Here is a 22,767-nt window from a genome sequence, read left to right as displayed (position 1 = left end):
AGATCCACTATGCAGTATTATGGGCTTTATATGTTTTACATCATAAAAGATTTTGTTTTATTCCTTTGAGTCCGTATTTACATTTAAGAAATTTACAATAATTGTTGCAGCTTCACCCCTGCTTACAGACTTTAAAGGATAAATATAACTATCATTTGTATTAATTACTTTAAGTTCTGAAGAAATTGCAACATATCCTTTATATTCTGGCGATATTGAGTTTCCATCTTTGAATCTTGATATATCATACATGTTTGTAATATCTGCTACAAATCCAATGCCTAAAGCCTTTACTATCATTTTTGCTGCTTGCTGCCTTGTCACTTCAGATTCAGGATTTTTTTCTTTTTCTGAGATTATCTTTTTATTTACAGCCTGCTCATAATAAGTCTCATAGGAATCATCTAAAGTATATGAATATGGATCTATGGACAAAATAAGCAGTTTTATAAAATCCTTTTGAAGGATATTGTCGTTTGGTCTGAATTTATTATCAGTGCCTTTTAATATCCCTATTTCAGCCAAAAGCTTTATGTTATTTTCATTAGGATTACCTTTAATATCTGTATATTCAGGAGTTTTTTGAATCTTAATCGGGTTCCCGCTGTAATCTAATATGCTGCCTGATTTTGCGTCCATATTTCCGCTAAAAGGAGTTAAAACGTAAGCAAGCTTTATTTTAGGCTGATTATCTATTTTAGTGTAATCATAGCATTTTACGAATTTAAGTGAAAAGTTGAGTTTGCTGAACAATATGTCATAGGCTTTATCAATATCTATGACTCCTTCCTTTGAAGGAAGCTCAAGATTGTTTGACCAGTTCATGCTAAAACCAGTAACTTTTCCAGTATAAGTATTTACATTTACAGTAATCGAATCAAAATTATAGGTTATTCCGTCTGTTTTTCTAATATATGTGAAATAATAAATTGAAGGCACATAGTTTTCTTCGTTAAATGCATAATAATCGTTTGTTTCTTTATATTCAATCTGATTAAACTTGTCGGGATATATGCTCATAATAAAATCATCAGCTATTTTTTTTGCTTTTTCTTTATCATATAAAGGCTTTTTATCCTTTGCAGGCTGGTCAAAATCAGAGCCTCCATAATAGAAGGATTTAATTTCTGAATTTACAGCATCGATTTGAGCATTCATGTAGTTATAAATTTTTGCTGATGGATCGCTGTTTTCCCAATACAAATACCATAAAGCAGTATCGTTATTGTTGTTTGAATAAAGATTAGCACTGCTTAGCTTGTATTTTTCATTTAATGGAAGGTATTTACTTGCAATCTCTATTGCTTTTTCCTTTGAAATATATTTGCTGCTTACATCAATAACTTTCTGCTCTTCTACGGTCAAGTTTCCTGCTTGACTGCTGCCTTTTGAATCCTCTTTATTTAATCCATTAATATAAGGAGTGTAATATCCATTTTTAATAATATCTCCGCTAAAAGCATCTATTGGCATATTTCCGTTTTTTAATGAATAAACAAGTATAGGAGTATTTTTCTTTGAGTTTGCATTATAAGACATCGAATAGGATAACTCTAATCCAAGCTTTTCTTTAAAAATTTCCTTTGCTTCATCAATGCCTATAACCTTTGAAATATCAGGAATTTCTATGTTGTCCCAATTTAAATTATAGCTTCTTATTTTCAAACTATTCTTATCAACGGAAACAGTGATACCATTATCGCTTACTTCAATACCGTTTTCTATTCTTATAAAATAGAAAGTATAAACATCAGAATAATAATCGCTGTCATATATATTGTTTACGTTATCTATTAACTTTATCTTTTGAAATTTATCTGGCTGAAGTTTTCTTACTATTTCTTCTGCTGCCGCTTTAGCACTTGATTTTGAATATTTAGGTATTTTTCTAGGAGTATATGTTGAGCCATCCCACATGCTCATGTTAATAATTTCTCCTGTCTTTGCATCTACTGAAACATATATGCTGCCGCCGTCTTTCTTTTTAGAATACCAATTAAGTTCATATACTTTTCTATTATTAGTTTCAATATAATTTTGGTTTAAATTATAACCTTCTGTATTTAGATTAAAGGATGATTTTGCTATTTCTATTGCTTTGCTTGAAGTTATTTTATCCTCAGCGCTTGCCTTTAAAGGATAGAAGCATTCTACAATCATGAATATAGCTATTATAAAAGATATAACTTTCTTCATAATAATCTCCTTTCTTATTATTTTATCAATATATATGACGCATCATTTTTCTAAAAGTTCCACATTTTAGATAAATAATATTTTAAGTATTCGTATTATTATAATTTGAAAATAAAGGGAAAAATAATAATTATGGCGAAAATATTTATACGATTATATTGACAGGTTTGGTAAAATATAATAAAAGATATGTTCTTGAGAGAGGAAGAGATATAATGAATAAAAAAATATTGATTGTTTATGAAAAAATGGGAATGGGACATCTGAGAATGGCAAACATACTTGAAGAAATGCTAAAGACAGAAGGAGAAGTTGAGGTAATTAAATGTGCAGGAAGTGAGCTTGCTGATTCTTCAGATGTAGATTTTATAGTTTATCTTTGGAATGCTCTTATAAGAAAAAATCTTATTAAAACTGCAGATATTTTAATTAATTTTATTATAAGGATATTAGGAGTTCCTATTATAGAAGCGATAAATACTAAAGATTTTATATATAAACTTGAAGAAATAAATCCAGATATTATAATCTGCACAGCAGATGGATATAACAAAGTTTTAGGCACCTATTCAAGAGAGAAAAAAATACCCTTTTATATTATGATAACTGAAGTTTCTGTTTTTTTAGATTTAGTAAATCCCTATGCGGTTCACATATGTTACTTTAATGAGACAGGGGAGGCGATTAGAAATTACGATTTTAATTCCACATATTTTTCTTATAATATTAATAAAAAAAGTACTATTTTAGAAAGAATACAATATGTTTTAAAATTCTATAAAGAATATATACTTTTAGCATATAAAAACTCAATTTATAGAAATGCAGATAAGTATCTTGAAAGAAATAACGATGCAAAATATGAGGTTATAGGGCCTCTTGCAGAAAAAAAGCATTTTCAAGAAAAGGATATTTATAAGATAAAAAATGAACTTGGTATACCAAAAGAAATGGATACAGTTTTAATTGTAAGCGGAAGTATTGGTGGAAGATTTCTTTTTGAAATTACAGATATTATATGTAAAAAATACGATAAACCTTTAAATGTTCTTGTAATGTGTGGTAAAGACAAAAAGGTCTATGAAAAAATTAAAAGATATAAGAATTATAATAAAAATATAAATATAATGTATTTTGGATATACAGACAGATTTGATGAATTTATAGCTGCCTCAGACTGCATAATAGCAAGGGCTTCAGCAGGAATCTTTATAGAAAGTGTTTTAAATCGAACTCCTGAGATTACCTTCAGGAGAGTGACTTCAAACGATAGAGGAGCAATAACTATGATAGAAAAATATGGACTTGGTGAGGTATGTGATGAGGATAATGAGATTTTAGATAAGCTAAATAATATACTCCAAAATAAAGAGATGTATAAAAATAATATTGATAGGCTCCTATTAAGGTATTCTAATACCTATGAGGATAAGAAAAAACTTATAAGGAGTATTATTATTGAAGGAAATTCATCTATGATTGATGATGATGGCGAAATTGAAAGCGAACCTTTATCAGAGACACTTGTTTAAATTTAATGTTTTTTTAATTGGAGGATGCTATGATAAATATAAAGGAAGTAAAAAGCAAAAGGGGATTGAAGGAGTTTATAGAATTATCATGGGATATATATAAAAAAGATGAAAACTATGTTCCACCTTTAAAATTCGATTTAATGAATAAACTTATAGGTAAAAATAACCCTTTGTTTGCAAATGGGCAGCATGCATTTTTTATTGCCTATAATGGAAATAAACCTGTTGGAAGAATTTGTGTAGGAATAAATGCTGACTTAAATATTAAAAAGGGTATAAATGAAGGATACATATGTCTGTTTGAATGTATTAACGACAAGAATATTGCATTTTTACTCTTTGATGAAGCAGCAAAATATCTTAAAAACATGGGGATAGACACTATTAGAGGACCAGTTTCACCTACAAATGGAGATGATTATAGAGGCCTTTTAGTTGAGGGGTTTGATGGACCTCCTGTATTAATGAATTCATATAACCCTGAATATTATGTAAAATTTTTTGAAGATTATGGATTTGAAAAATTTATTGATCTTTATGCTTATTACTATGATTTGAAGGATGCTGATTTTTTAAAATATAAAAAAGTCGTAGATTATGCTATGAAAAAATATGATTATCGTATAGATAAATTGGATTTAAAAAATCTTGACAAAGAAATAGAGGACATAAAAAAGATATTAGATATAGCTATGCCTGAAGAGTGGGAGGATTTAACACCTCCATCTCTCGATGATATTAAAGCAGAGGCAAAGAATTTAAAGCCCATGGTTGATTCGGATATAATAGTTATTGCAAGGAATAAGGACAAGCCAATAGGTTTTGCTGTTGCTCTTCCTGATTATAATCAAATTTTGAAACATCTGAATGGAAGACTTTTTCCTTTTGGTATATTCAAGTTTTTGTATTATAAAAGAAAAATTAACGCAGGAAGGCTTTTTATACTGTTTGTTATACCAGAATACAGAAAAAAAGGTGTCAGCGCTGCAATGCTTTATAAAGTATTTGAAGCGGGACTTAAAAAAGGGTATATTTATGGTGAGGGTTCAACTATTGGAGAAACTAATCTATCTATGAGAAGAGATGCTGAGGGTATTGGAGGAAAACACTATAGAACCTATAGGATTTATAAGAAGCATATTTAACTTTTGAGGTGGCTTTTATGAATAACGATGATTTTGTATTTGCTCTGGACATAGGTACAAGGACTGTAGTTGGTGTTATAGGATATGAAAAAGATGATATGTTTGAGGTTGCTGCTATAGAGGTTTTAGAGCATAAAAGCAGAGCTATGTATGATGGACAAGTACATGATATAGATGAAGTAGCCAAAGTAGTTATAAAGATAAAGGAAAAACTTGAAAAAAGACTTGGATTATCACTTAATAAGGTTGCTATAGCTGCTGCGGGAAGAGCATTAAAGACTAAAAAGATAAATATAAATAAAAGCTTTGATTTTATTTGCGATATTAATAGTGAAATGATAAGCAGTCTTGAAATGGAAGGAATTGAACTTGCACAAAAAAGTATAGATGATGATTTAATGGAAGATGAAAAGACTACATATTATTGTGTTGGATACAGCATAATAAACTATTACCTCAATGGGTATATAATATCTACTCTTTTAAATCATAGAGGCAAATCCATAGGTGCAGATATACTTGCAACTTTTCTGCCTCAAACTGTTATTGAAAGCCTTTATGCAGTAGTTAAAAAAGCAAATCTTGAAGTTTCGAATCTTACTTTAGAGCCAATTGCAGCAATAAATGTTGCAATACCTAAGGATTTAAGGATGCTAAATCTTTGTCTTGTTGATATAGGTGCTGGCACTTCTGATATTGCAATAACTAAAGACGGTTCAGTAGTTGCCTATGCTATGGTACCTATTGCAGGGGATGAAATAACCGAGACAATATGTCAAAATTATCTTGTAGATTTTAATACTGCAGAAAAAATAAAACTTTCTTTAAGCAGCAAAAAGGAAATCACATTTACAGACGTTATGGGAATAAAACAGGTAAAAAAGTCTCAGGAAATAAAAGAAGTTATTAAAAACAGCGTTGAAAATCTATCGGATTCAATAGTACAAAAGATATTAGAATATAATGGGAAAGCCCCAGGAGCGGTTTTTTTAATAGGAGGTGGAAGCAAAATTGAAAATCTTGATAAGTTTGTAGCACAAAAGCTGAATCTTCCTATTCAAAGGGTGGCAGTAAGAGGTACAGAGGTTTTAAAGAATGTAAAGTATAGGGGGAAAAAAATTTCAGGACCTGAAATTATAACCCCCTTAGGAATAGCTGCAACTGCTAATATGCAAAGGGGAAGAAATTTTATATATGTAAATGTCAACGAAAAAGAGATAAAGCTTTTAAATTCAAGAAAGCTTATGGTTTCAGATGCTCTTATTTATGCAGGTTTTAGGGGAGAACAGATTATAGGAAGAAACGGAAAACCAGTAAACTTTATATTAAATGGAGTAGAAAAAACGATTTTAGGAGGAATGGCAAAGCCCTGTGAGGTTTATGTAAATGGTGAGCCTCAAAATTTAAAGACTGAGATAAATAATGGAGATAATATAATTATAAAAACTGCACAATCAGGGGAAGATGCAGTAGTTACTGTTAATGATTTATATGAGCTGTATGGTTTTAATGATGCTGCAGCTAAGGTGAATGGTGAATATGTACAAAGGGATTATGTAATTGCAAATGGGGATAATATAGAAATTAAAGAAGAAAATAATATAAAAAATTATGAATTAGGGGAACTAAAGGATGAAGTCGCTGCAGCAAAAGAGCTTAAAGATGGAATAGAAGTAATTGTAAATGGGAATAAAATAAAGCTTGTGGGTAAGGAAGAGTATATATTTGTTGATATATTTAATTACATAGATTTTGATATTTCAAAGGCTAAAGGAATAACTTTGAAATTAAATGGAAAGGATGCTGCTTATACTGATGTTTTAAAGGATGGAGATTCAATCGATATATATTTAGAACAGGAGTGATAATATGCCAAATTGCAATCTCAGCCTTCAAATAATACCAAACGTTGAGGATGAAAGGCTCTATAGTGTAGTTGATAAAGTAATTGAATACATTTCATCATGCAATGTAAGGTATGAGGTAGGGCCTATGGAAACAACAATGGAAGGAGAATTATCGGAACTTTTAAAAATTGTTGAAAAATCTCAGGAGATTTGCATAAATGAAGGGGCAGGCAGGGTTATTTCAATAGTTAAAATCGACTACAAAAAAGATGGGGTTACTATTGATGAAAAGATAAAAAAATATAGGTAGTAAAAACCACCCGGCAAGGGTGGTTTTTAATTATATTTGGAATTGTGATGCCATAGACTGGAGCTTATCAGAAACTTCATCAAGCTCTGACATAAGCTGCTTAACATTTTCAACAACTTTTACTTGTTCCTCTGAAGAAGCACTTATTTCTTGAATAGCTGAGGAGGTATTTTGAGAAATATCAGCTATTTCAGATATGGAATTAATTATATCATTCTTTTGATTGTCAATATTTTTAAAGGTTTCTGCAAAACATTGAATGCTGTTTAATGCTTCATTAAAAGAAAGATTTATTTCATTAAAAATGGAAGTAATTTCACTTATTGAGCTTGTTTGAGAGCTTAATACTTTTGATATGTTGATTATAGTTTCTGAGGTTTTAGCAATCTTTGTGTCTATGTCGTTTATTATTTTAGCAATGCTTGTTGCAGATTTTTTGGAGCTGTCAGCAAGTTTTCTAACCTCTTCAGCTACAACCATAAATCCTTTGCCGGCATCTCCTGCCCTTGCAGCTTCAATAGCAGCATTAAGGGCTAAAAGATTTGTCTGTTCAGATATTTTATTTATATCATCAAGAATAGATTCTATGTTTTTTGTGCTGTTTGTTAGCTCAAAGGAGATATTTTTCATATCATCTATAAGTTTTGTATTTTCTACAAATTTTTCGCCAACTCCATTTATGTAGGATATTCCATTCTGACTTTTATCCATTGCGTATCGAGATTTTTTATCAATATTTGAAAACAAGTTTATTACATCTTTTAAGCTATCTCCAAAGGATTTAACCATTTCGCTGCAGGAATAAGTTTTTTCATTCTGATTTAAGGCTCCCTGTGATATAGACTGCATGCTTGCAGATATTTCCTGAATTTGAGCATAAAGTTCAATTATATCGCTGCTGACTTTTTGATTAACATTTTTTGTTTCATCAATTACACTTATTATTCTTTCTATCATTGCTTTTAGATTTTGTACCATATTGTTAAAGGTTTTTGAGAGAAGGCCTATTTCATCGTTAGATTTTATATTTATACTCGTATTAAGATTGCCGGATTCAATGCTCTTTGCGGCTATAGAAATAGTTTCAAGTGGTTTTAAGAGTTTGTTCATATATATAGTTATAATTGCAATTATAAATAAAATAGATAATATACCTATTAAGATTATATAATTTCTAATAGTATTTGCGTTTTGCGTTAATAGAGAATTAGGCATTTCGTAAACAAATTTCCATCCATTCACATTTGAGGTTGTATAAACTACAAACATATCTTTATTATTGTTTTTATAATTAAATGAACCTTCGAAGGAGTCAAGTTTAAGACCTTTTTCTTTAATATTTTTACCAACTAAATCTTGATTAGGATGAGCTACTATATTACCCTTATCATCGACTATGTAAATCGTTGATAAGCTGTTTTGAGAAACAAGTGCTTTTGATAATTCGTGGGGTTTAATGCCAATTATAAGTATACCGATATCCTTTGCATTTAATAGATTTTTTATGATAGTATAATTAGCAATACAAAAATTGTCGTTATATCCTAACTTTAGATTCAAAGGCGGTGTCCAAAAGTCTGAGGTTTTGATTTTAGATATTTCGTTATAATAGGGTATTTTATCTATTGTAATGTCGGATTGTATATCTGGATAGCCGCATTTAAAACCATCAATTCCTATAATATGAATGCTGCTTATTATATTGTTTGAAAGAGCAATTGAGCGAATTTTATTTTGTACGGTATTATATGCAGTTAATCTGTCGTAATCATTATTATAGCTGCTATATAAAGATATTGTGCTAATTAAATCCTTATCCGAGGTTATCTGCAAAGAGTAATTGCTGATACTATTTATTATATATTCAATATGATTTTTATTTTGATTTAATATTTGGTTAGCAGAATTTATATACTGTTTTTTAGTAGATGATACTACAATAGAAGTGACGAGAGATATAAGCAGTATAAAAGATAAGGCTGTTGTAGATGCTATGACTTTAATAAGTTTAGTTGAAAGTTTGTCTTTTGATAGAAAATGGATTTTAATTTTTTTAATTGAGCGACAATTTGCGCTGCTAAATGGATTGGATAGTTTTAATTTCTTTTTCATATAATATTCCCCCTTATCATTCCATAATAATGTTTTTATGGAATATATACCCCATTATATATTTTCGGTATTGCAGAGATTTTTATTATATTGTATCATGAAAAATAATGTGAATATTTATTAAATTTTAAAAGCGAGGGTTTGAAAATGGACAACATTAAAAGCAAAGTAATAAGTTTTTTAAGGGATAATAATATGTATTATGAAGATATTCCTTTTAAGGAAAGCTGTGATGATTTTATAAGTGAGATGGAAAAGGGGCTTTTATCTGATGAAGGAACGTTAAAGATGATACCTACATATTTAACAATAGATGGGAATATACCGTCAAATAAACCTGTTATCGTAATGGATGCGGGAGGAACGAACTTTAGAGTTGCCGTTGTTACTTTTGATGATAAAAAGCAGCCTCAAATAACCGATTTTAATGTATATCCAATGCCTGGGTCAGATAGAGAAATATCAAAGGAAGAATTCTATGATAAAGTAGTTGATTATGTAGAACCTGTTCTTAACAAGGGTGACAGAATAGGTTTTTGCTTCTCCTATCCTACGAAGGTTCTTCCAAATAAAGACGGAATTGTGCTTCAGATGAGTAAACAAGTTAAGATAGATGGGATTATAGGGGATATAATAGGAGAGAATATACTAAAGAGGATTAAAGACAGGGGATATGGCGATAAAAAAATTGTAATATTAAACGATACGGTAGCAACTCTTCTTGGAGGAAAGGCTTTTTGTCCTGATAAGAATTTTGAAAGCTATATAGGATTTATACTTGGTACAGGAACTAACACATGTTATATTGAGGAGTGTAAAAATATAAGAAAGATTACAGAATTTAATGAATCAGAAAATATGATTATAAATATGGAATCAGGGGGATATGGAAAAATAAAACGGGGTCTTATAGATGAGGAATTTGACAGGGAAATGATTGACCCAAATGAATATCTATTTGAAAAGATGGTATCAGGGAGGTACTTAGGGCCGCTTATATTTAAAACTATAAAAAAAGCTTGCAAAAATAATCTCTTCACAAAGGAATTTTCTTCTAATATCAATAATTTAGATTCTTTAAACTTAAAAGACGTAAGCGAATTTTTAAATTTGCCATATTCAAATAATATACTTTCAAATTGCTGCTTTGATGAAGATGACCGTTTGACGCTATTTTATATAATAGATTTTATGATAGAAAGAGCTTCAAAGATAATAGCTGTAAGCCTTGCCGGAACAATTAAGAAAAGTGGAAAGGGGAAAAATCCTTTAAAACCTGTATGCATTACAGCAGATGGTTCAACTTTTTATAAGCTCAAGGGCTTTAAGGAGAAACTTGATTATTATGTAAGGAAGAATATTAACGACGAAATGGGATACTTTGTTGAATTTATAAAGATGGACAATGCCCCGGTTATAGGAGCTGCAATAGCGGGACTTATCAATTGATTTTTAGTGAAATATTTTAAGCTCATAATGCTGAAAGGTTAATTTTTATAAAGCACTGCCTTCTTTTCAGTATCATGGGCTTTTTTAAAGCAATTTTTTTTAGGTCAAAATATATTTAAAATAATTAGACGGATTATAGACGCACATAAAATATAATTATGATAGTAAAATATCATTTAAGGGAGTGATTAAATGTTTAGCAATATCGATATTAGTGAAGCTATGACTATAAAGCTTGATGATGAGCTTCCAAAGATGCCTGAGTTTGTATCAGGAATTAGAAGAGCTCCTGACAGAGGATTTACTTTAACTAAAGAGCAGACTGAAATAGCTCTAAAAAACGCATTAAGATATATACCTGAAAAATACCATGAAGTTCTTGCACCTGAATTTTTAAACGAACTTATGACTCGAGGAAGAATATATGGCTATAGGTTTAGACCTGAGGGAAGAATATATGGAAAACCAATCGATGAATATAAGGGAAACTGCATAGAGGGAAAGGCATTTCAGGTTATGATAGATAATAACCTCGATTTTGAAGTTGCACTTTATCCTTATGAACTTGTAACCTATGGAGAGACAGGACAGGTATGCCAGAACTGGATGCAATATAGACTTATTAAGAAGTATCTTGAGATTATGACTGATAATCAAACACTTGTAATTGAATCTGGGCATCCTCTCGGACTTTTCAAATCAAAACCCGAAGCTCCAAGAGTAATAATAACCAATGCAATGATGGTTGGTATGTTTGATACTCAAAAGGATTGGCATTATGCAATGCAGATGGGGGTTGCAAACTATGGTCAGATGACAGCAGGAGGATGGATGTATATAGGACCTCAGGGAATAGTTCATGGAACATTTAATACTATTCTTAATGCAGGGCGTAAGAAGCTTGGCATTGGTCAGAGTGAGGATTTAAGAGGGCATATATTTATATCCTCAGGTCTTGGAGGAATGAGCGGTGCTCAGCCAAAGGCTGCAGAAATTGCAAATGCAGTTGGAATAATAGCCGAAGTTGATTATTCGAGAATAAAGACAAGGCATGACCAAGGATGGGTTAAGGTTATATCTGAAGATCTCGATGAGGTATTTAAAATTGCAGATGAATATTTAAAGAAGAAAGAACCTATATCTATAGCATACTATGGGAATATAGTAGATTTACTGGAATATGTTGTTAAAAACAATATAAAGGTAGAGCTTTTGTCGGATCAGACATCATGCCATGCTGCATATGACGGAGGGTACTGTCCACAGGGTCTTACTTTTGAAGAAAGAACTCATCTTTTAAAAACCGATAGAAATAAATTTAAGGAATATGTTGATAGAAGCCTTAGAAGACATTTTGAACTTATTAAAAATCTTGTTGACAGAGGGACATATTTCTTTGACTATGGCAATTCCTTTATGAAGGCAGTTTACGATGCTGGGGTTAAGGAAATATCCAAAAACGGAATAGATGAAAGGGATGGATTCATATTCCCCTCATATGTGGAGGATATAATGGGACCGGAACTTTTTGATTATGGATATGGACCTTTTAGATGGGTATGCCTCAGCGGGAAGCACGAAGACCTTATAAAGACTGACCATGCTGCAATGGAATGCATCGATCCTGATAGAAGAGGCCAAGACAGGGATAATTATATCTGGATAAGAGATGCAGAAAAAAATAAACTTGTAGTTGGAACTCAAGCGAGAATACTTTATCAGGATGCCTATGGAAGAATGAAAATAGCGCTGAAGTTTAATGATATGGTAAGAAAAGGAGAAGTAGGGCCTATAATGCTCGGAAGAGATCATCATGATGTAAGCGGGACTGATTCGCCTTTTAGAGAAACTGCAAATATAAAAGATGGAAGCAATATTATGGCTGATATGGCTGTTCAGTGCTTTGCAGGGAATGCTGCCCGCGGTATGAGCCTTATTGCACTTCATAACGGCGGTGGCGTTGGAATAGGAAAGGCAATAAATGGAGGATTTGGACTTGTTCTCGATGGAAGCGAGAGAGTAGATGAGATAATAAAATCAGCAATGCTTTGGGATGTTATGGGAGGAGTTGCAAGACGTGCATGGGCAAGAAATGAACATTCTATTGAAACGAGTATAGAGTATAATAAACTTAACAAGGGAACAGATCACATAACTCTTCCATATATTCCATCTGAGGATTTAATTAAAAAAGTTGTAGAGGAAGGGTTTAAAAGCAGAAATTAGAAAGGTACAGGTGATAAAATGAAAAAGATAATTGAATGTGTTCCAAATTTCAGCGAAGGCAGAGATCTTGAAAAGATTGAAAAAATAGTAAATCCTTTTAGAGGCAAGGATAATGTAAAGCTTCTCGATTATAAAAGGGATGAGGATCATAACAGGGTGGTTGTTACTGTTGTTGGAGAACCCGATGCTGTAAAAGAAGCTGTTATTGAAGCAATTGGAGTTGCAGTTGAAGTTATTGATCTTAGAAATCACAGTGGGCAGCATCCAAGGATGGGAGCTGTTGATGTTGTTCCCTTTATTCCAATAAAAAATATAAGCATGACTGAGGCGGTTGAGCTTTCAAAGGAAGTTGCAAAAATTGTTTCAGAAAAATATAATCTTCCTGTGTTCCTTTATGAAAAATCCGCATCATCTCCTGATAGAGAAAACCTTGCAAACATAAGAAAAGGCGAATTTGAAGGCATGTTTGAAAAGATAAAACAGCCTCAGTGGAAGCCTGACTTTGGAATAGCAGAGGTTCATCCTACAGCAGGAGTTGTTGCAATTGGTGCAAGAATGCCTCTCGTTGCATTTAATGTTAATCTTAATACTAATAATATAGAGATAGCAAATAAAATTGCAAAGAACGTCAGATTTATAGGCGGAGGATTAAGATACTGCAAAGCTATAGGAGTTGAACTTAAGGACAGAGGCATAGTTCAAGTTTCGATGAACATGACCGATTATACAAAAACAGCGCTCTATAGGGCCTTTGAACTTATTAAAATAGAAGCAAAAAGATATGGCGTGAGCGTTGCTGGAAGCGAAATTATAGGTCTTGTTCCTATGGAAGCCCTAATCGATACAGCTGTTTATTATCTTGGAATTGAAGACTTTTCTATGGAACAGATTTTAGAAACGAGAATAATGGAGTAGGAGGAATAGTATGCTGTCAGAAAAGAGTCTGTTAGAATTTTTGGATGAAACTGCATCAAATTCTCCTGTGCCTGGAGGAGGAAGCATAGCAGCATTGTCAGGAGCAATCTCTGCAGCGCTTACACAGATGGTTGCAAACCTTACAGTTGGAAAAAAAGGATATGAAAATGTTCAGGAATATATGCCAAAGATTATAGATACTGCAGGAAAATACAGAGAGGGCTTTGTAAAGGATATCGATGAGGATGCTGAGTCTTTTAATGAATTTATGAAAGCATTAAAAATGCCTAAAAATAATGAAGAAGAAATAAAGGCAAGAAAAGAAGCTATTGAAGAAGCTTCAAAAAAGGCAGCACTCGTTCCTTTAAAGGTAGCAAAGAATGGGCTTTCCCTTATGGATACAATTGAAGAAATCGTTTTAAAAGGGAACAAAAATGCTATAACAGATGGAGCAGTTGCTGCGATGATGGCGAGGACAGCTGTATTATCAGCTCTATATAATGTTAAAATAAATCTTCTTTCAATAAAGGATGAAAATTTCGTAAAAGAAATTTCAAAAGAAGTTTCAGATATTGAAAAAGCTGTTTGTAAAAGAGAAGAGGAAATTCTTAAAAAAGTAGTACTGTAATTTTGCAGAAGGCTTATGATACTTAAAGTATCATGAGCCTTTTTTTATGCTATAATGTTATTATAAGATTTGGGAGGGGAAAAATGTGGATTTTATATATGTAAAAATGCTTGATGCTCCGGCTGTTTTTAAGAATTATGAAATAGTAGCTTTCCCTTTCAAAAAGGCAGAGGCGCTTTTTTATTATATGATACTAAAAAAACAGGCGACAAGGGATGAAGTATGCAGCCTATTATGGCCTGATAATGATGAGGAAAGCGCAAAGAAAAATCTAAGGGACAGCATATATAAAATAAAAAAAGCGTTTGATATGGATATAATAATATCACCTCAAAAATCAATTCTTATGATAAATCCCAATATTAATTTGGTTAAGGATATAGATGATATAGAAAATAAAAAAAAAGTTGATACCTATGGAGAATTTTTAAGGGGGTTTTCACTTAAAGATAGTGAAAACTTCGATAATTGGGTTTTGGCTAACCGGGAATATTTTAAGGAGGCTCAGCAAAAAAACATATATGATGAACTTAAAAACCATCTTAATGATGAAAACTATGATTTAGCTGAGAAATTTGCAAAGATTTTAATTTCAATAGATGAGCTCGATGAGAAGGCATATAGAATTCTTATGAAGATATATTCTGCAAAAGGAATGTATAATAAAGCCATAGAATTATATAATAAACTATCTTTTGTATTAGAAAAAGAACTTGGAATTACTCCTGAATTAAAAACGAAGACTGTTTTAGACAGGATACTTGACATAAGAGAAAAGGGAAAAGAGGTAAAACAAATCAAAAAAGATATTTTTTATGGAAGAGAGAAGCAGCTTAAAGAGCTTAAAAAAATATATATGGAATTTTTAAAAAGTAAAATTTCAAAGGCTGCAGCAATAACAGGAGAAGCAGGGATAGGAAAAACAAGGCTTAAGGATGAATTTGTAAAGGGAATTAATGAGGGTGTATTATTAATCCAAACCAATTGTTATCAGGCAGAAGAAAACTATTTTTTAAAACCATGGAATACAGTTATGTATGCTCTATGGGAATTTATTAAAAAAAGCGATATAGAAATAAATGAAAGCATAATAAAATCTGCATCATATATGTTTCCAAATCTTTTTGATGAATTAGGAAGTAATGAAACTATAGATAATTTTAATAATATGAAATATGGAAGGTCTGAGGAGGCAGTATTTAAAATTATTGAAGCCATATCTAAAAATAGAAAAATAATCATAGTATTTGAAGATATACAATGGGCTGATAGTATGAGCATTAATCTTATAGAGGATTTTTTATTGAAAAGCGTGGAAAATATCATGATAGTTATGACTATAAGAGATGGATATGGCAGGAGAGTAGACAAGTTTCTTACCCTAATGTCCAGATATGAAAAGTTATATAAAATAGAAATTAAAAGATTTGATTTAGAACAAACTGAAGATTTCATAAAAACAGCTCTTCCAGATTATAATTTAACTGATGATATAAGGAGAAGGATTTTTAAAGAAACAGAGGGAAATACTTTTTTTATAGTTGAATTTATAAGCAGTATATTAAGAAATAAGGAAATTGACTTTAAATCAGAAAGGATTGTAGATTTAATTAAAAGCAGATTTATTGATTTGTCTGATAATGCAATGAAAATTCTTGGAATTATATCTATGTTTTTTGATGAAGCTCCCTTCAGTATTATTAAAGAGATAAGCGGTAAGGATGATATGGAAATAATGGATATTATTGAAGAAATACAGGAAAGGAACATAATCAGTGAGCAGGCCTATTCCTTTGATATATGCTATAAATTTACTCACCAAAAGCTAAGGGAATATATATATACGAATCTTTCACAGGCAAGACGAATAATACTGCACGGAAGAATAGCCAAATTTTTAGAAAAAGATTTGAGGGGGGACAATAGGGACATACATTTGTATTCAAAACTTATATATCACTATATAAACTCAGGGAACAGGATTTCAGCATTAAAATACAGCATAAAAAATGTTAATGCATATCTTGATTTTAATCATGAACTTTTCCCTGTTTTAAATAACTTCAAAAATGATGATAATCAAATTAACAGTTTTGATGCTATAAAACAAATTACTGATATTGAAAAGCTTATAGAAGAAATAAAAGAAGAGGGGAAGGATAAAGAAAAGGAAGAAGTAAAAAAATATGAAGCTATGCTGCTTCATATAAAAGGAAGATATCTAATAAGAGAAGGAGAGTATGATAAAGGGGTATTTTATATAAAAAAAATGATAGAAATTGCAGAGGCTGTCAGTGATAAGGATTTAATTTTAAAGGGCTATAAACAGATTATTTTTTACTGCATACAAACCTATAATGAAAATATGATGGAAGAGTATGTTGAATCAGCTTTAAAAATATCAAAGGATACTAACAATTTGTATGAAACTGGAAGCCTTTTAAGATTAAAGGGACTGAACAGAGTAATGATGAAGGATTTTGAAAGGGCGGAAGAGCTTCTTAAAGAATCAATAGATATATTTAATATTTTAAATCAAAGGCAATGTATATATTCTTTGAATATTGCTGCTGCTTATAATTATATAGGAGAGATTAGGCGCAAGAACATGAGGTTTTCTTCAGCTCTTGAATATTATGATAGAGCGATATCTATAAGCGGTAAAAATTCAAATGGTGCTGCAGCAGTATTCTATGGAAATGCAGGACAGGCAGCCTTTGAAATGGGGGATTATGAAAGGGCAAAGAGTTACTTTAAAAATGCACTTGAATTATATGAAATAAGCGGTTCCCTTTGGGGGAGAGCAATAGCTGAAGGATTTATGGCTCTTTTGCTGACAAAAGAAGGAAGATATTCTGACAGCAAAGAGCACCTTAAAAAAGCAGATAAGTATGCAGAAAAACTTAAAAGCCCTCATGAAATAGGTATTGTTTTTAGAATCAAAGCGGAGATAAAACACAATATGAAAAACAACGATAAAATATATAACGCATTTTCAGATTATCTAACAGAGGAAATTCTTCTCTACTGTCAAAAGGGAACAGAATTTTTAAGCATGGCGAAGGAAAATTATGAGATAGAAATACTTGAGGTTTTTAAAAAGGCCTATATTAAGCAACCCCAAAGTTAAAACAAAAATCTTGAATGATAAGCTTTCTCTGTAATATTAGCTTTACTTTTGAAAATTTATATGAAGAATAAATAATTTACCAATATTTATATTCGCGAAATAAAATTTGTGATATTATTAAATAAAGCCTGCAGCATGTTTAAAGGGGGATTAATATGTTTATAGAGAGTACATTTGCAAGAGAAGAAAAAGGTATAAGAGTTTTCGCTGGTATATTACTTGCTCTATTATTTCCTTTTGCAGCAAGGGGATTGATGGATGTTACAGGTATACCCTTTATATCTTCTGTTATTTATTGGTTGTTCTGCGGTATTATATTAAGGCTTATAATGGGACAAAGACTTCCTTATTTTAGACCTCAATTTAAGAGAGTTTGGATTGAAACCCTAATTTTATTTTTGGCAACAGCTATATCAGCTTATTTTTATATCAGGGGGAGCGGTATTCGGGAAATCAATATTAATTTAAGTAAGGATGCTATTTTAAATATATTTGCTTTTTCGCTTCTTAATGGATGCTTTGAACAGCTTGTTTGGATGAATATTTATGAACTTGCAGGAGCGGTTTATAAATCTGTTGGAGTAATATTTTCTTTCATATTCGTAGGACTTATCCATGCATTCTTTTGGACAAGATTTATGCCTTCTCCAGGTTTTGACAACTATATATTTATAGCCTCACAGGCAGTTATCTTTGTAATACCTTTCATCATGTATATAAAGACAAAGGATATTACGATTTGGAGTATACAGCATATTATTTATAATTTGTTTGCGGTTCTATTTGCAAATTTTACAGTTTCAGCTTTTATGCATATTAAATAGATTTTAATTATAGCAGGAATAATAATTTAAACCCATAATACTGCAGCAAAAATTTTATACAGCTTTCAGCAGTATTATGGGTTTTATTTTAATTAAAAAACATTAAGGTTATTTAGACTTTGATTTCAATATACGCTGTTAAAATATTTAATAAGCTAAATTTAAAAGCCATAATAAATTATAAGTATATATAAACATAAAAATTGGAAAGATAAAAACAGTATAATTTATTCTTTTAAGAATTTCTTTTTTTTGGTATACTATTACCAACATTTTAGAATTACAAAAAGAGGTGTTAATATGAGCAGAGTAGGACAAAAAATACAGGACGCAAGGCAAAGAGCGGGTATACCAGTAAAAGCTCTTGCAAAAAAACTGGGCGTTTCAGAAGGATTTATTTTAGATGTTGAATCAGGTAAAAGAATAATTAACGAGGATTTAATTAAAAAAATAGAAAAGTTTCTTGAGGTAAATTTAAATGAAGATATATTTGATGAGGTTACGGAGCCAATAGAAAATATAAAAGAAACAGAGGACAAAAAGAGCATAAATAAGCAATGGGAAGATGCCTTTGCGCATATTTTAAAGAAAATACCTGTATGCAGTGTTAATTTAAAGGAAATATATGATTACAGGTACCTTCCAGTTATTGAAAAGAAGGTGGAGGGCTATTCAGCAGATAAGCTTTTTTATGTTAAAGCACCGGATGACAGCATGAGAGGCTTTAGAATATTTAAGGATGACAAAATATTAGTATATGAAACTTCTGAAATACAAAACAATTCAATTTCTCTTATAGATATCGACGGCAAAAGATGCATAAGACAAATTAAAAGAATAGACTCGAATAAAGTTCTTATCTTGTCGCATTCAAATGATTTGAAAACTGAAACAAGAGATGTTAAATCTTTCACAGTCCTTGGCAGATGTGTAAAATTGGAGATAGAGTTATAAAGGTTAATAAAATAACAATCCCTTTAATATTATGTAACAATTAAAATAAATATATGGTATTGTATAGCAAAAATATATTATTAAGGTATTTTATATATGTAAAAACAATGAATAATACATGATAAATCTAAATATTAACTCCGTTAAAAATTTTTCAAATGTTCAAAAATTATTCATAATGTGAAGAAAAATTAATAAAATATTATTGTAATTTTCTAATAAATGCATTATCATAATAAGAAAATTCATTTCTTGGAGGGAGGTTTATCATGTCAGAAAAAAGAGAAAACTGGGGAAGTAAACTTGGAATGATTCTGGCTATGGCTGGAAACGCCATTGGTTTGGGTAACTTCTGGAGATTCCCATACCAAGCGGCAAAAAATGGTGGAGGAGCCTTCATGATACCATATTTCGGGGCTCTTATACTTCTTGGTATACCACTTATGCTCGTTGAGTGGAATCTTGGACGTGAAGGCGGAAAATATGGACATGGTACTTTAGGACCTATGGTTTATCTTCAGGCAAGAGAAGGAGTTAAGCCAAAATCTGCTGCAGTACTTGGAGCCCTTGCAGGAGCACTTGCCTTTGCAGTTACTGTACTTGTAAACTCCTACTACAATCACATTATAGGATGGACTCTCGGTTATGCGTGGATGTCAGCAACAGGCGGTTATATGGATAAGGCAGTTGAGACAGGAGACATATTTGTTAAATATATTCAGAGCCCTGGAAGATTTATAGTATTCTGGGTTATAGCACTCGGATTTTTAGGCTTTGCAGTTATGAGAGGTATTCAGGCAGGTATAGAAGCATGGGCTAAATTTATGATGCCTACGATTTATATTTTCGGAATTTTACTTATTATAAGAACATTAACTCTTGGAGCACCTGTTAATCCAGACTGGACTCCAATTGCGGGACTAAATTATATTTGGACTCCGAGATGGGATGCGCTAAACTGGACAGCAGCTCTTGCAGCAGCAGGACAGATATTCTTCACATTGTCGATTGGTATGGGAATTATTCCAAACTATGCATCATACCTTAAACCTGAGGACGATATCGTTTTATCAGGTGTTGCTACGGTATCATTAAACGAACTTGCTGAAGTTATTCTTGGAGGAACAATAGCTATTCCTATAGCTTATACATTCCTTGGAGAAAAAGGATTAAAGAGCGGTGTTGGACTTTCATTTATAGCTCTTCCAAACATCTTCAGACAGATGGCTGGAGGACAGATATTTGGTACCTTCTGGTTCTTACTTCTTTTCTTTGCTGGATTTACAAGCGCTATTGCGATGTACAACTATATAGTTGCACTTATAGAAGAAGAGCTTGGAATTAAAAAGACTACAGCATCAATAATGGTATTTGCACTCTATATTATTCTTGGTCTTCCAGTTGGACTTGAAGCAGGTCTTACAAAGACAGCTGATCTTGCAGTATTAAGCGAGCTTGATAACTGGGTAGGTTCATATCTTCTCGTAATTCTTGGACTTATCGAAGTTATAGCTTGTGGATGGCTTATGAAGGATAAGGCCCTTGAAACTATGAATAAAGGAAGCTACTGGAAAGTTCCAAAGTGGTTTTTTACTTTATTCATTCAAGTATTAACACCAGTTGCTACAATAATACTTCTTTTCTTCTCAACAAAGGACTATATAAGCCAAGGTTACTTTAACCTTATACCTGAAGTATATATTAAAGCTGGACTTGGAAGCTGGGCACTCTTTGCAAGAATTCTTATAGTTCTTGTATTAATCCTTGGATTCTATCAGTCATACACTTCAATAAAGAAGAGATATAAAGTAGAACTTGAAACTTCAAAAGTTTCTATAAGAAAGTAAGGAGGGGTTTTAAATGTCAGGTAGCGCATTGGTTTTTATGATAATAGCCTGGGGCATAATATTAGCTGCGGTAGGTATAACCCTCTCATCATTATTAAAACACAGTAAGTAAATATTTAACCCCCGCTTTGCGGGGGTTAATGTAATTAGGAGGTAGAATTATGGACAGCAGTTTAGTAGTTTTGCTTGGAGATGTTAGGAAAAAACTTGAAAAAAGCAATATAGATAATAAAAAGAAAGAAAAATATATAAAAGAAATAAATAATCTTATAGAAAAATATAGGCAAATAGGTGTTCCGAATAATCATAAAGAAACATATGAAAGCCTTTTAAAAAAGGGTAAAGAGCTTATAAAGGATACAAACATTAATGAAAAGGGTAAGATAGAATATTATTTAAGATACTGTAACGCAGCTGTTTATGACTTCAATGAAAATTTAAAACCTTTAAACAGGATAGTGCTATCTTATATGCTGACGTGTATACTCTTTTTTGCATTGTCACCTCAATATTTTTCTTATATACTTCCTCTAATAATGATTATACCTATATATCTTGGACTTAAAGGAGTTAGAAACAGGTCATACAATGGACTTTTATATGCATTATCCTGCATACCCATGGCGCTTCTAACATCTGTTGCGTGGCTTTGGAATGCATTCCTTGCTTCTAAAAACTTTAATGTTTTTATAGAGTCTCTTTCAAAGCAGTTTAATAAGACTCCTGCAACGGCAAGAAATTTAATAATTACTTTTGTAGTATTAAGTTTTATACTATTGGTATCATCTATTTATACTTTGATAATGGGAATAAAATATAGAAAAATGTTTGTGTGAAAATTCATTTTTTGTTTGAAATAAATGACATAAAGTGGTATATTTTATATTAATAAAATATTTACTTTTTTTTAACAAGGTGAATGCTATGGAATATAAATCTAAAAGGCAGCAGATTTTTAGGGCTGCGTTATTAATAATATCTATTCCAATTTTATTTGAATCTTTTTTGGATATTAGGATAAGTAGCCCTAAAAATGCTGCTTTATATTTGCTTACATTAATAGTTGCTGTTGTTATTAGTACTATGGGCATAAAAATAGGAAAAATGTATATTGAATTAAACGATGCTATATTTGCCTTTGTCTTTTTTAATTTTGGGATGAAGAATGCAATAGTATTTTTATTTGCCTCTTGGTTTTTAACTTATTTAATTGATGAAAAAATATATATGCATCATAAAGAAATATCAAGACATATAGCCAATCTATCGATGTTTACAATATCATCATATATTGCATCGCAAATAATGAACTATTTTTTCAGAGATTTCGCAGCAAAATTCCAGTAGAATTTTTATTTTTACTGAAATTGCATTTTATTGTATCATATTGAAGAAATGGTATTCCACCAGCTCTATAGGTTGCAAAAATAGTTATAACTCCCCCTACCCCCAAAAATTTAAATAATTAATTTCCAATTTTATTGTTTCATTAAGTTTTTTCAAATACTGGATTATTCCAGGTATCTTCTATTGTAAATCTCTCATCTCTTATATCCTCAATAATATTTATTTGAAGCATTCTTTTCTTCCTAAAACCTCTAATACATCTAAAAAAATATAACTGCATAAGATTAAATGCTATAATTATA

At 31.2% G+C, this 22,767-nt stretch carries 17 protein-coding genes; 14 read left to right on the top strand and 3 right to left on the bottom strand.

The window, feature by feature from the left end:
• Window positions 1–57: 57 nt before the first annotated feature.
• Window positions 58–2,196 carry a PepSY domain-containing protein gene (locus B5D15_RS11255; RefSeq protein ID WP_078697225.1) on the bottom strand — a complete coding sequence of 713 codons (2,139 nt, stop codon included), beginning with the start codon at window positions 2,194–2,196 and terminating at the stop codon, window positions 58–60.
• Window positions 2,197–2,363: 167 nt separating this feature from the next.
• Here B5D15_RS11255 and B5D15_RS11250 point away from each other — a divergent pair, with 167 nt between their 5' ends.
• From B5D15_RS11250 to B5D15_RS11235, 4 genes are read left to right on the top strand one after another with little or no spacing between them, the layout of a single operon-like run.
• Window positions 2,364–3,728, top strand: a complete 1,365-nt coding sequence (locus tag B5D15_RS11250) for a glycosyltransferase (RefSeq protein ID WP_179122282.1) — start codon at window positions 2,364–2,366, stop codon at window positions 3,726–3,728.
• A 29-nt stretch (window positions 3,729–3,757) separates the two neighbouring features.
• The gene (locus tag B5D15_RS11245) at window positions 3,758–4,876 is read left to right on the top strand and encodes a GNAT family N-acetyltransferase (protein WP_078697223.1); all 1,119 of its coding nucleotides are present in this window, start codon (window positions 3,758–3,760) and stop codon (window positions 4,874–4,876) included.
• A 17-nt stretch (window positions 4,877–4,893) separates the two neighbouring features.
• A complete protein-coding gene (locus B5D15_RS11240; protein WP_078697222.1) occupies window positions 4,894–6,741 on the top strand; it encodes a cell division protein FtsA in 1,848 nt (615 codons plus the stop codon).
• Window positions 6,742–6,745: 4 nt separating this feature from the next.
• Window positions 6,746–7,033 carry a thiamine-binding protein gene (locus tag B5D15_RS11235; RefSeq protein WP_078697221.1) on the top strand — a complete coding sequence of 96 codons (288 nt, stop codon included), beginning with the start codon at window positions 6,746–6,748 and terminating at the stop codon, window positions 7,031–7,033.
• Between the two features lie 30 nt (window positions 7,034–7,063).
• On the opposite strand, the gene B5D15_RS11230 is transcribed toward B5D15_RS11235, so the two are convergent.
• Complete coding sequence (locus B5D15_RS11230; protein WP_078697220.1) at window positions 7,064–9,145, bottom strand: methyl-accepting chemotaxis protein; 2,082 nt, start codon at window positions 9,143–9,145, stop codon at window positions 7,064–7,066.
• A gap of 147 nt (window positions 9,146–9,292) precedes the next feature.
• Between B5D15_RS11230 and B5D15_RS11225 the strand changes: the two genes are divergently transcribed.
• From B5D15_RS11225 to B5D15_RS11180, 10 genes are all read left to right on the top strand, one after another.
• Window positions 9,293–10,594 (top strand): hexokinase family protein, encoded by a 1,302-nt coding sequence (locus tag B5D15_RS11225; RefSeq protein WP_078697219.1) that lies wholly within the window; start codon window positions 9,293–9,295, stop codon window positions 10,592–10,594.
• Window positions 10,595–10,786: 192 nt separating this feature from the next.
• Complete coding sequence (locus B5D15_RS11220) at window positions 10,787–12,820, top strand: urocanate hydratase (RefSeq protein WP_078697218.1); 2,034 nt, start codon at window positions 10,787–10,789, stop codon at window positions 12,818–12,820.
• Window positions 12,821–12,838: 18 nt separating this feature from the next.
• Complete coding sequence (gene ftcD / locus B5D15_RS11215; protein ID WP_078697217.1) at window positions 12,839–13,735, top strand: glutamate formimidoyltransferase; 897 nt, start codon at window positions 12,839–12,841, stop codon at window positions 13,733–13,735.
• A 10-nt stretch (window positions 13,736–13,745) separates the two neighbouring features.
• Window positions 13,746–14,363, top strand: coding sequence for a cyclodeaminase/cyclohydrolase family protein (locus B5D15_RS11210; protein WP_078697216.1), 618 nt, complete (start codon window positions 13,746–13,748; stop codon window positions 14,361–14,363).
• 85 nt (window positions 14,364–14,448) lie between these two features.
• Complete coding sequence (locus B5D15_RS11205; RefSeq protein WP_078697215.1) at window positions 14,449–17,493, top strand: tetratricopeptide repeat protein; 3,045 nt, start codon at window positions 14,449–14,451, stop codon at window positions 17,491–17,493.
• Window positions 17,494–17,648: 155 nt separating this feature from the next.
• The gene (locus tag B5D15_RS11200) at window positions 17,649–18,317 is read left to right on the top strand and encodes a hypothetical protein (protein ID WP_078697214.1); all 669 of its coding nucleotides are present in this window, start codon (window positions 17,649–17,651) and stop codon (window positions 18,315–18,317) included.
• Window positions 18,318–18,617: 300 nt separating this feature from the next.
• Window positions 18,618–19,271 (top strand): S24 family peptidase, encoded by a 654-nt coding sequence (locus tag B5D15_RS11195; RefSeq protein ID WP_078697213.1) that lies wholly within the window; start codon window positions 18,618–18,620, stop codon window positions 19,269–19,271.
• Between the two features lie 269 nt (window positions 19,272–19,540).
• A complete protein-coding gene (locus B5D15_RS11190) occupies window positions 19,541–21,118 on the top strand; it encodes a sodium:neurotransmitter symporter family protein (protein WP_078697212.1) in 1,578 nt (525 codons plus the stop codon).
• 161 nt (window positions 21,119–21,279) lie between these two features.
• Window positions 21,280–21,954 carry a hypothetical protein gene (locus B5D15_RS11185; protein ID WP_078697211.1) on the top strand — a complete coding sequence of 225 codons (675 nt, stop codon included), beginning with the start codon at window positions 21,280–21,282 and terminating at the stop codon, window positions 21,952–21,954.
• 88 nt (window positions 21,955–22,042) lie between these two features.
• Window positions 22,043–22,465: a hypothetical protein gene (locus B5D15_RS11180; protein WP_078697210.1), complete on the top strand. Its 423-nt coding sequence runs from the start codon at window positions 22,043–22,045 to the stop codon at window positions 22,463–22,465.
• Here B5D15_RS11180 and B5D15_RS15800 read toward each other — a convergent pair.
• Window positions 22,437–22,571, bottom strand: coding sequence for a hypothetical protein (locus B5D15_RS15800; protein WP_278305576.1), 135 nt, complete (start codon window positions 22,569–22,571; stop codon window positions 22,437–22,439). The genes B5D15_RS11180 and B5D15_RS15800 overlap by 29 nt on opposite strands.
• Between the last annotated feature and the right edge of the window lie 196 nt (window positions 22,572–22,767).

It is taken from the genome of Caloramator quimbayensis (genome assembly GCF_900167605.1).
Lineage (GTDB): Bacteria > Bacillota > Clostridia > Clostridiales > Caloramatoraceae > Caloramator_B > Caloramator_B quimbayensis.
The sequence above is the reverse complement of the archived record's forward strand: the minus strand, read 5'-3'. Positions and strand labels throughout refer to the sequence as shown.

Bases quoted from the DNA above. Each gene is read 5' to 3' on its own strand.
- B5D15_RS11255 (WP_078697225.1), bottom strand. From the start codon at position 2,196: ATGAAGAAAGTTATATCTTTTATAATAGCTATATTCATGATTGTAGAA.
- B5D15_RS11230 (WP_078697220.1), bottom strand. From the start codon at position 9,145: ATGAAAAAGAAATTAAAACTATCCAATCCATTTAGCAGCGCAAATTGT.
- B5D15_RS11180 (WP_078697210.1), top strand. From the start codon at position 22,043: ATGGAATATAAATCTAAAAGGCAGCAGATTTTTAGGGCTGCGTTATTA.
- B5D15_RS11240 (WP_078697222.1), top strand. From the start codon at position 4,894: ATGAATAACGATGATTTTGTATTTGCTCTGGACATAGGTACAAGGACT.
- B5D15_RS11225 (WP_078697219.1), top strand. From the start codon at position 9,293: ATGGACAACATTAAAAGCAAAGTAATAAGTTTTTTAAGGGATAATAAT.
- B5D15_RS11220 (WP_078697218.1), top strand. From the start codon at position 10,787: ATGTTTAGCAATATCGATATTAGTGAAGCTATGACTATAAAGCTTGAT.
- B5D15_RS11200 (WP_078697214.1), top strand. From the start codon at position 17,649: ATGTTTATAGAGAGTACATTTGCAAGAGAAGAAAAAGGTATAAGAGTT.
- B5D15_RS11185 (WP_078697211.1), top strand. From the start codon at position 21,280: ATGGACAGCAGTTTAGTAGTTTTGCTTGGAGATGTTAGGAAAAAACTT.
- B5D15_RS11245 (WP_078697223.1), top strand. From the start codon at position 3,758: ATGATAAATATAAAGGAAGTAAAAAGCAAAAGGGGATTGAAGGAGTTT.
- B5D15_RS11195 (WP_078697213.1), top strand. From the start codon at position 18,618: ATGAGCAGAGTAGGACAAAAAATACAGGACGCAAGGCAAAGAGCGGGT.
- B5D15_RS11210 (WP_078697216.1), top strand. From the start codon at position 13,746: ATGCTGTCAGAAAAGAGTCTGTTAGAATTTTTGGATGAAACTGCATCA.
- ftcD (WP_078697217.1), top strand. From the start codon at position 12,839: ATGAAAAAGATAATTGAATGTGTTCCAAATTTCAGCGAAGGCAGAGAT.
- B5D15_RS11235 (WP_078697221.1), top strand. From the start codon at position 6,746: ATGCCAAATTGCAATCTCAGCCTTCAAATAATACCAAACGTTGAGGAT.
- B5D15_RS11190 (WP_078697212.1), top strand. From the start codon at position 19,541: ATGTCAGAAAAAAGAGAAAACTGGGGAAGTAAACTTGGAATGATTCTG.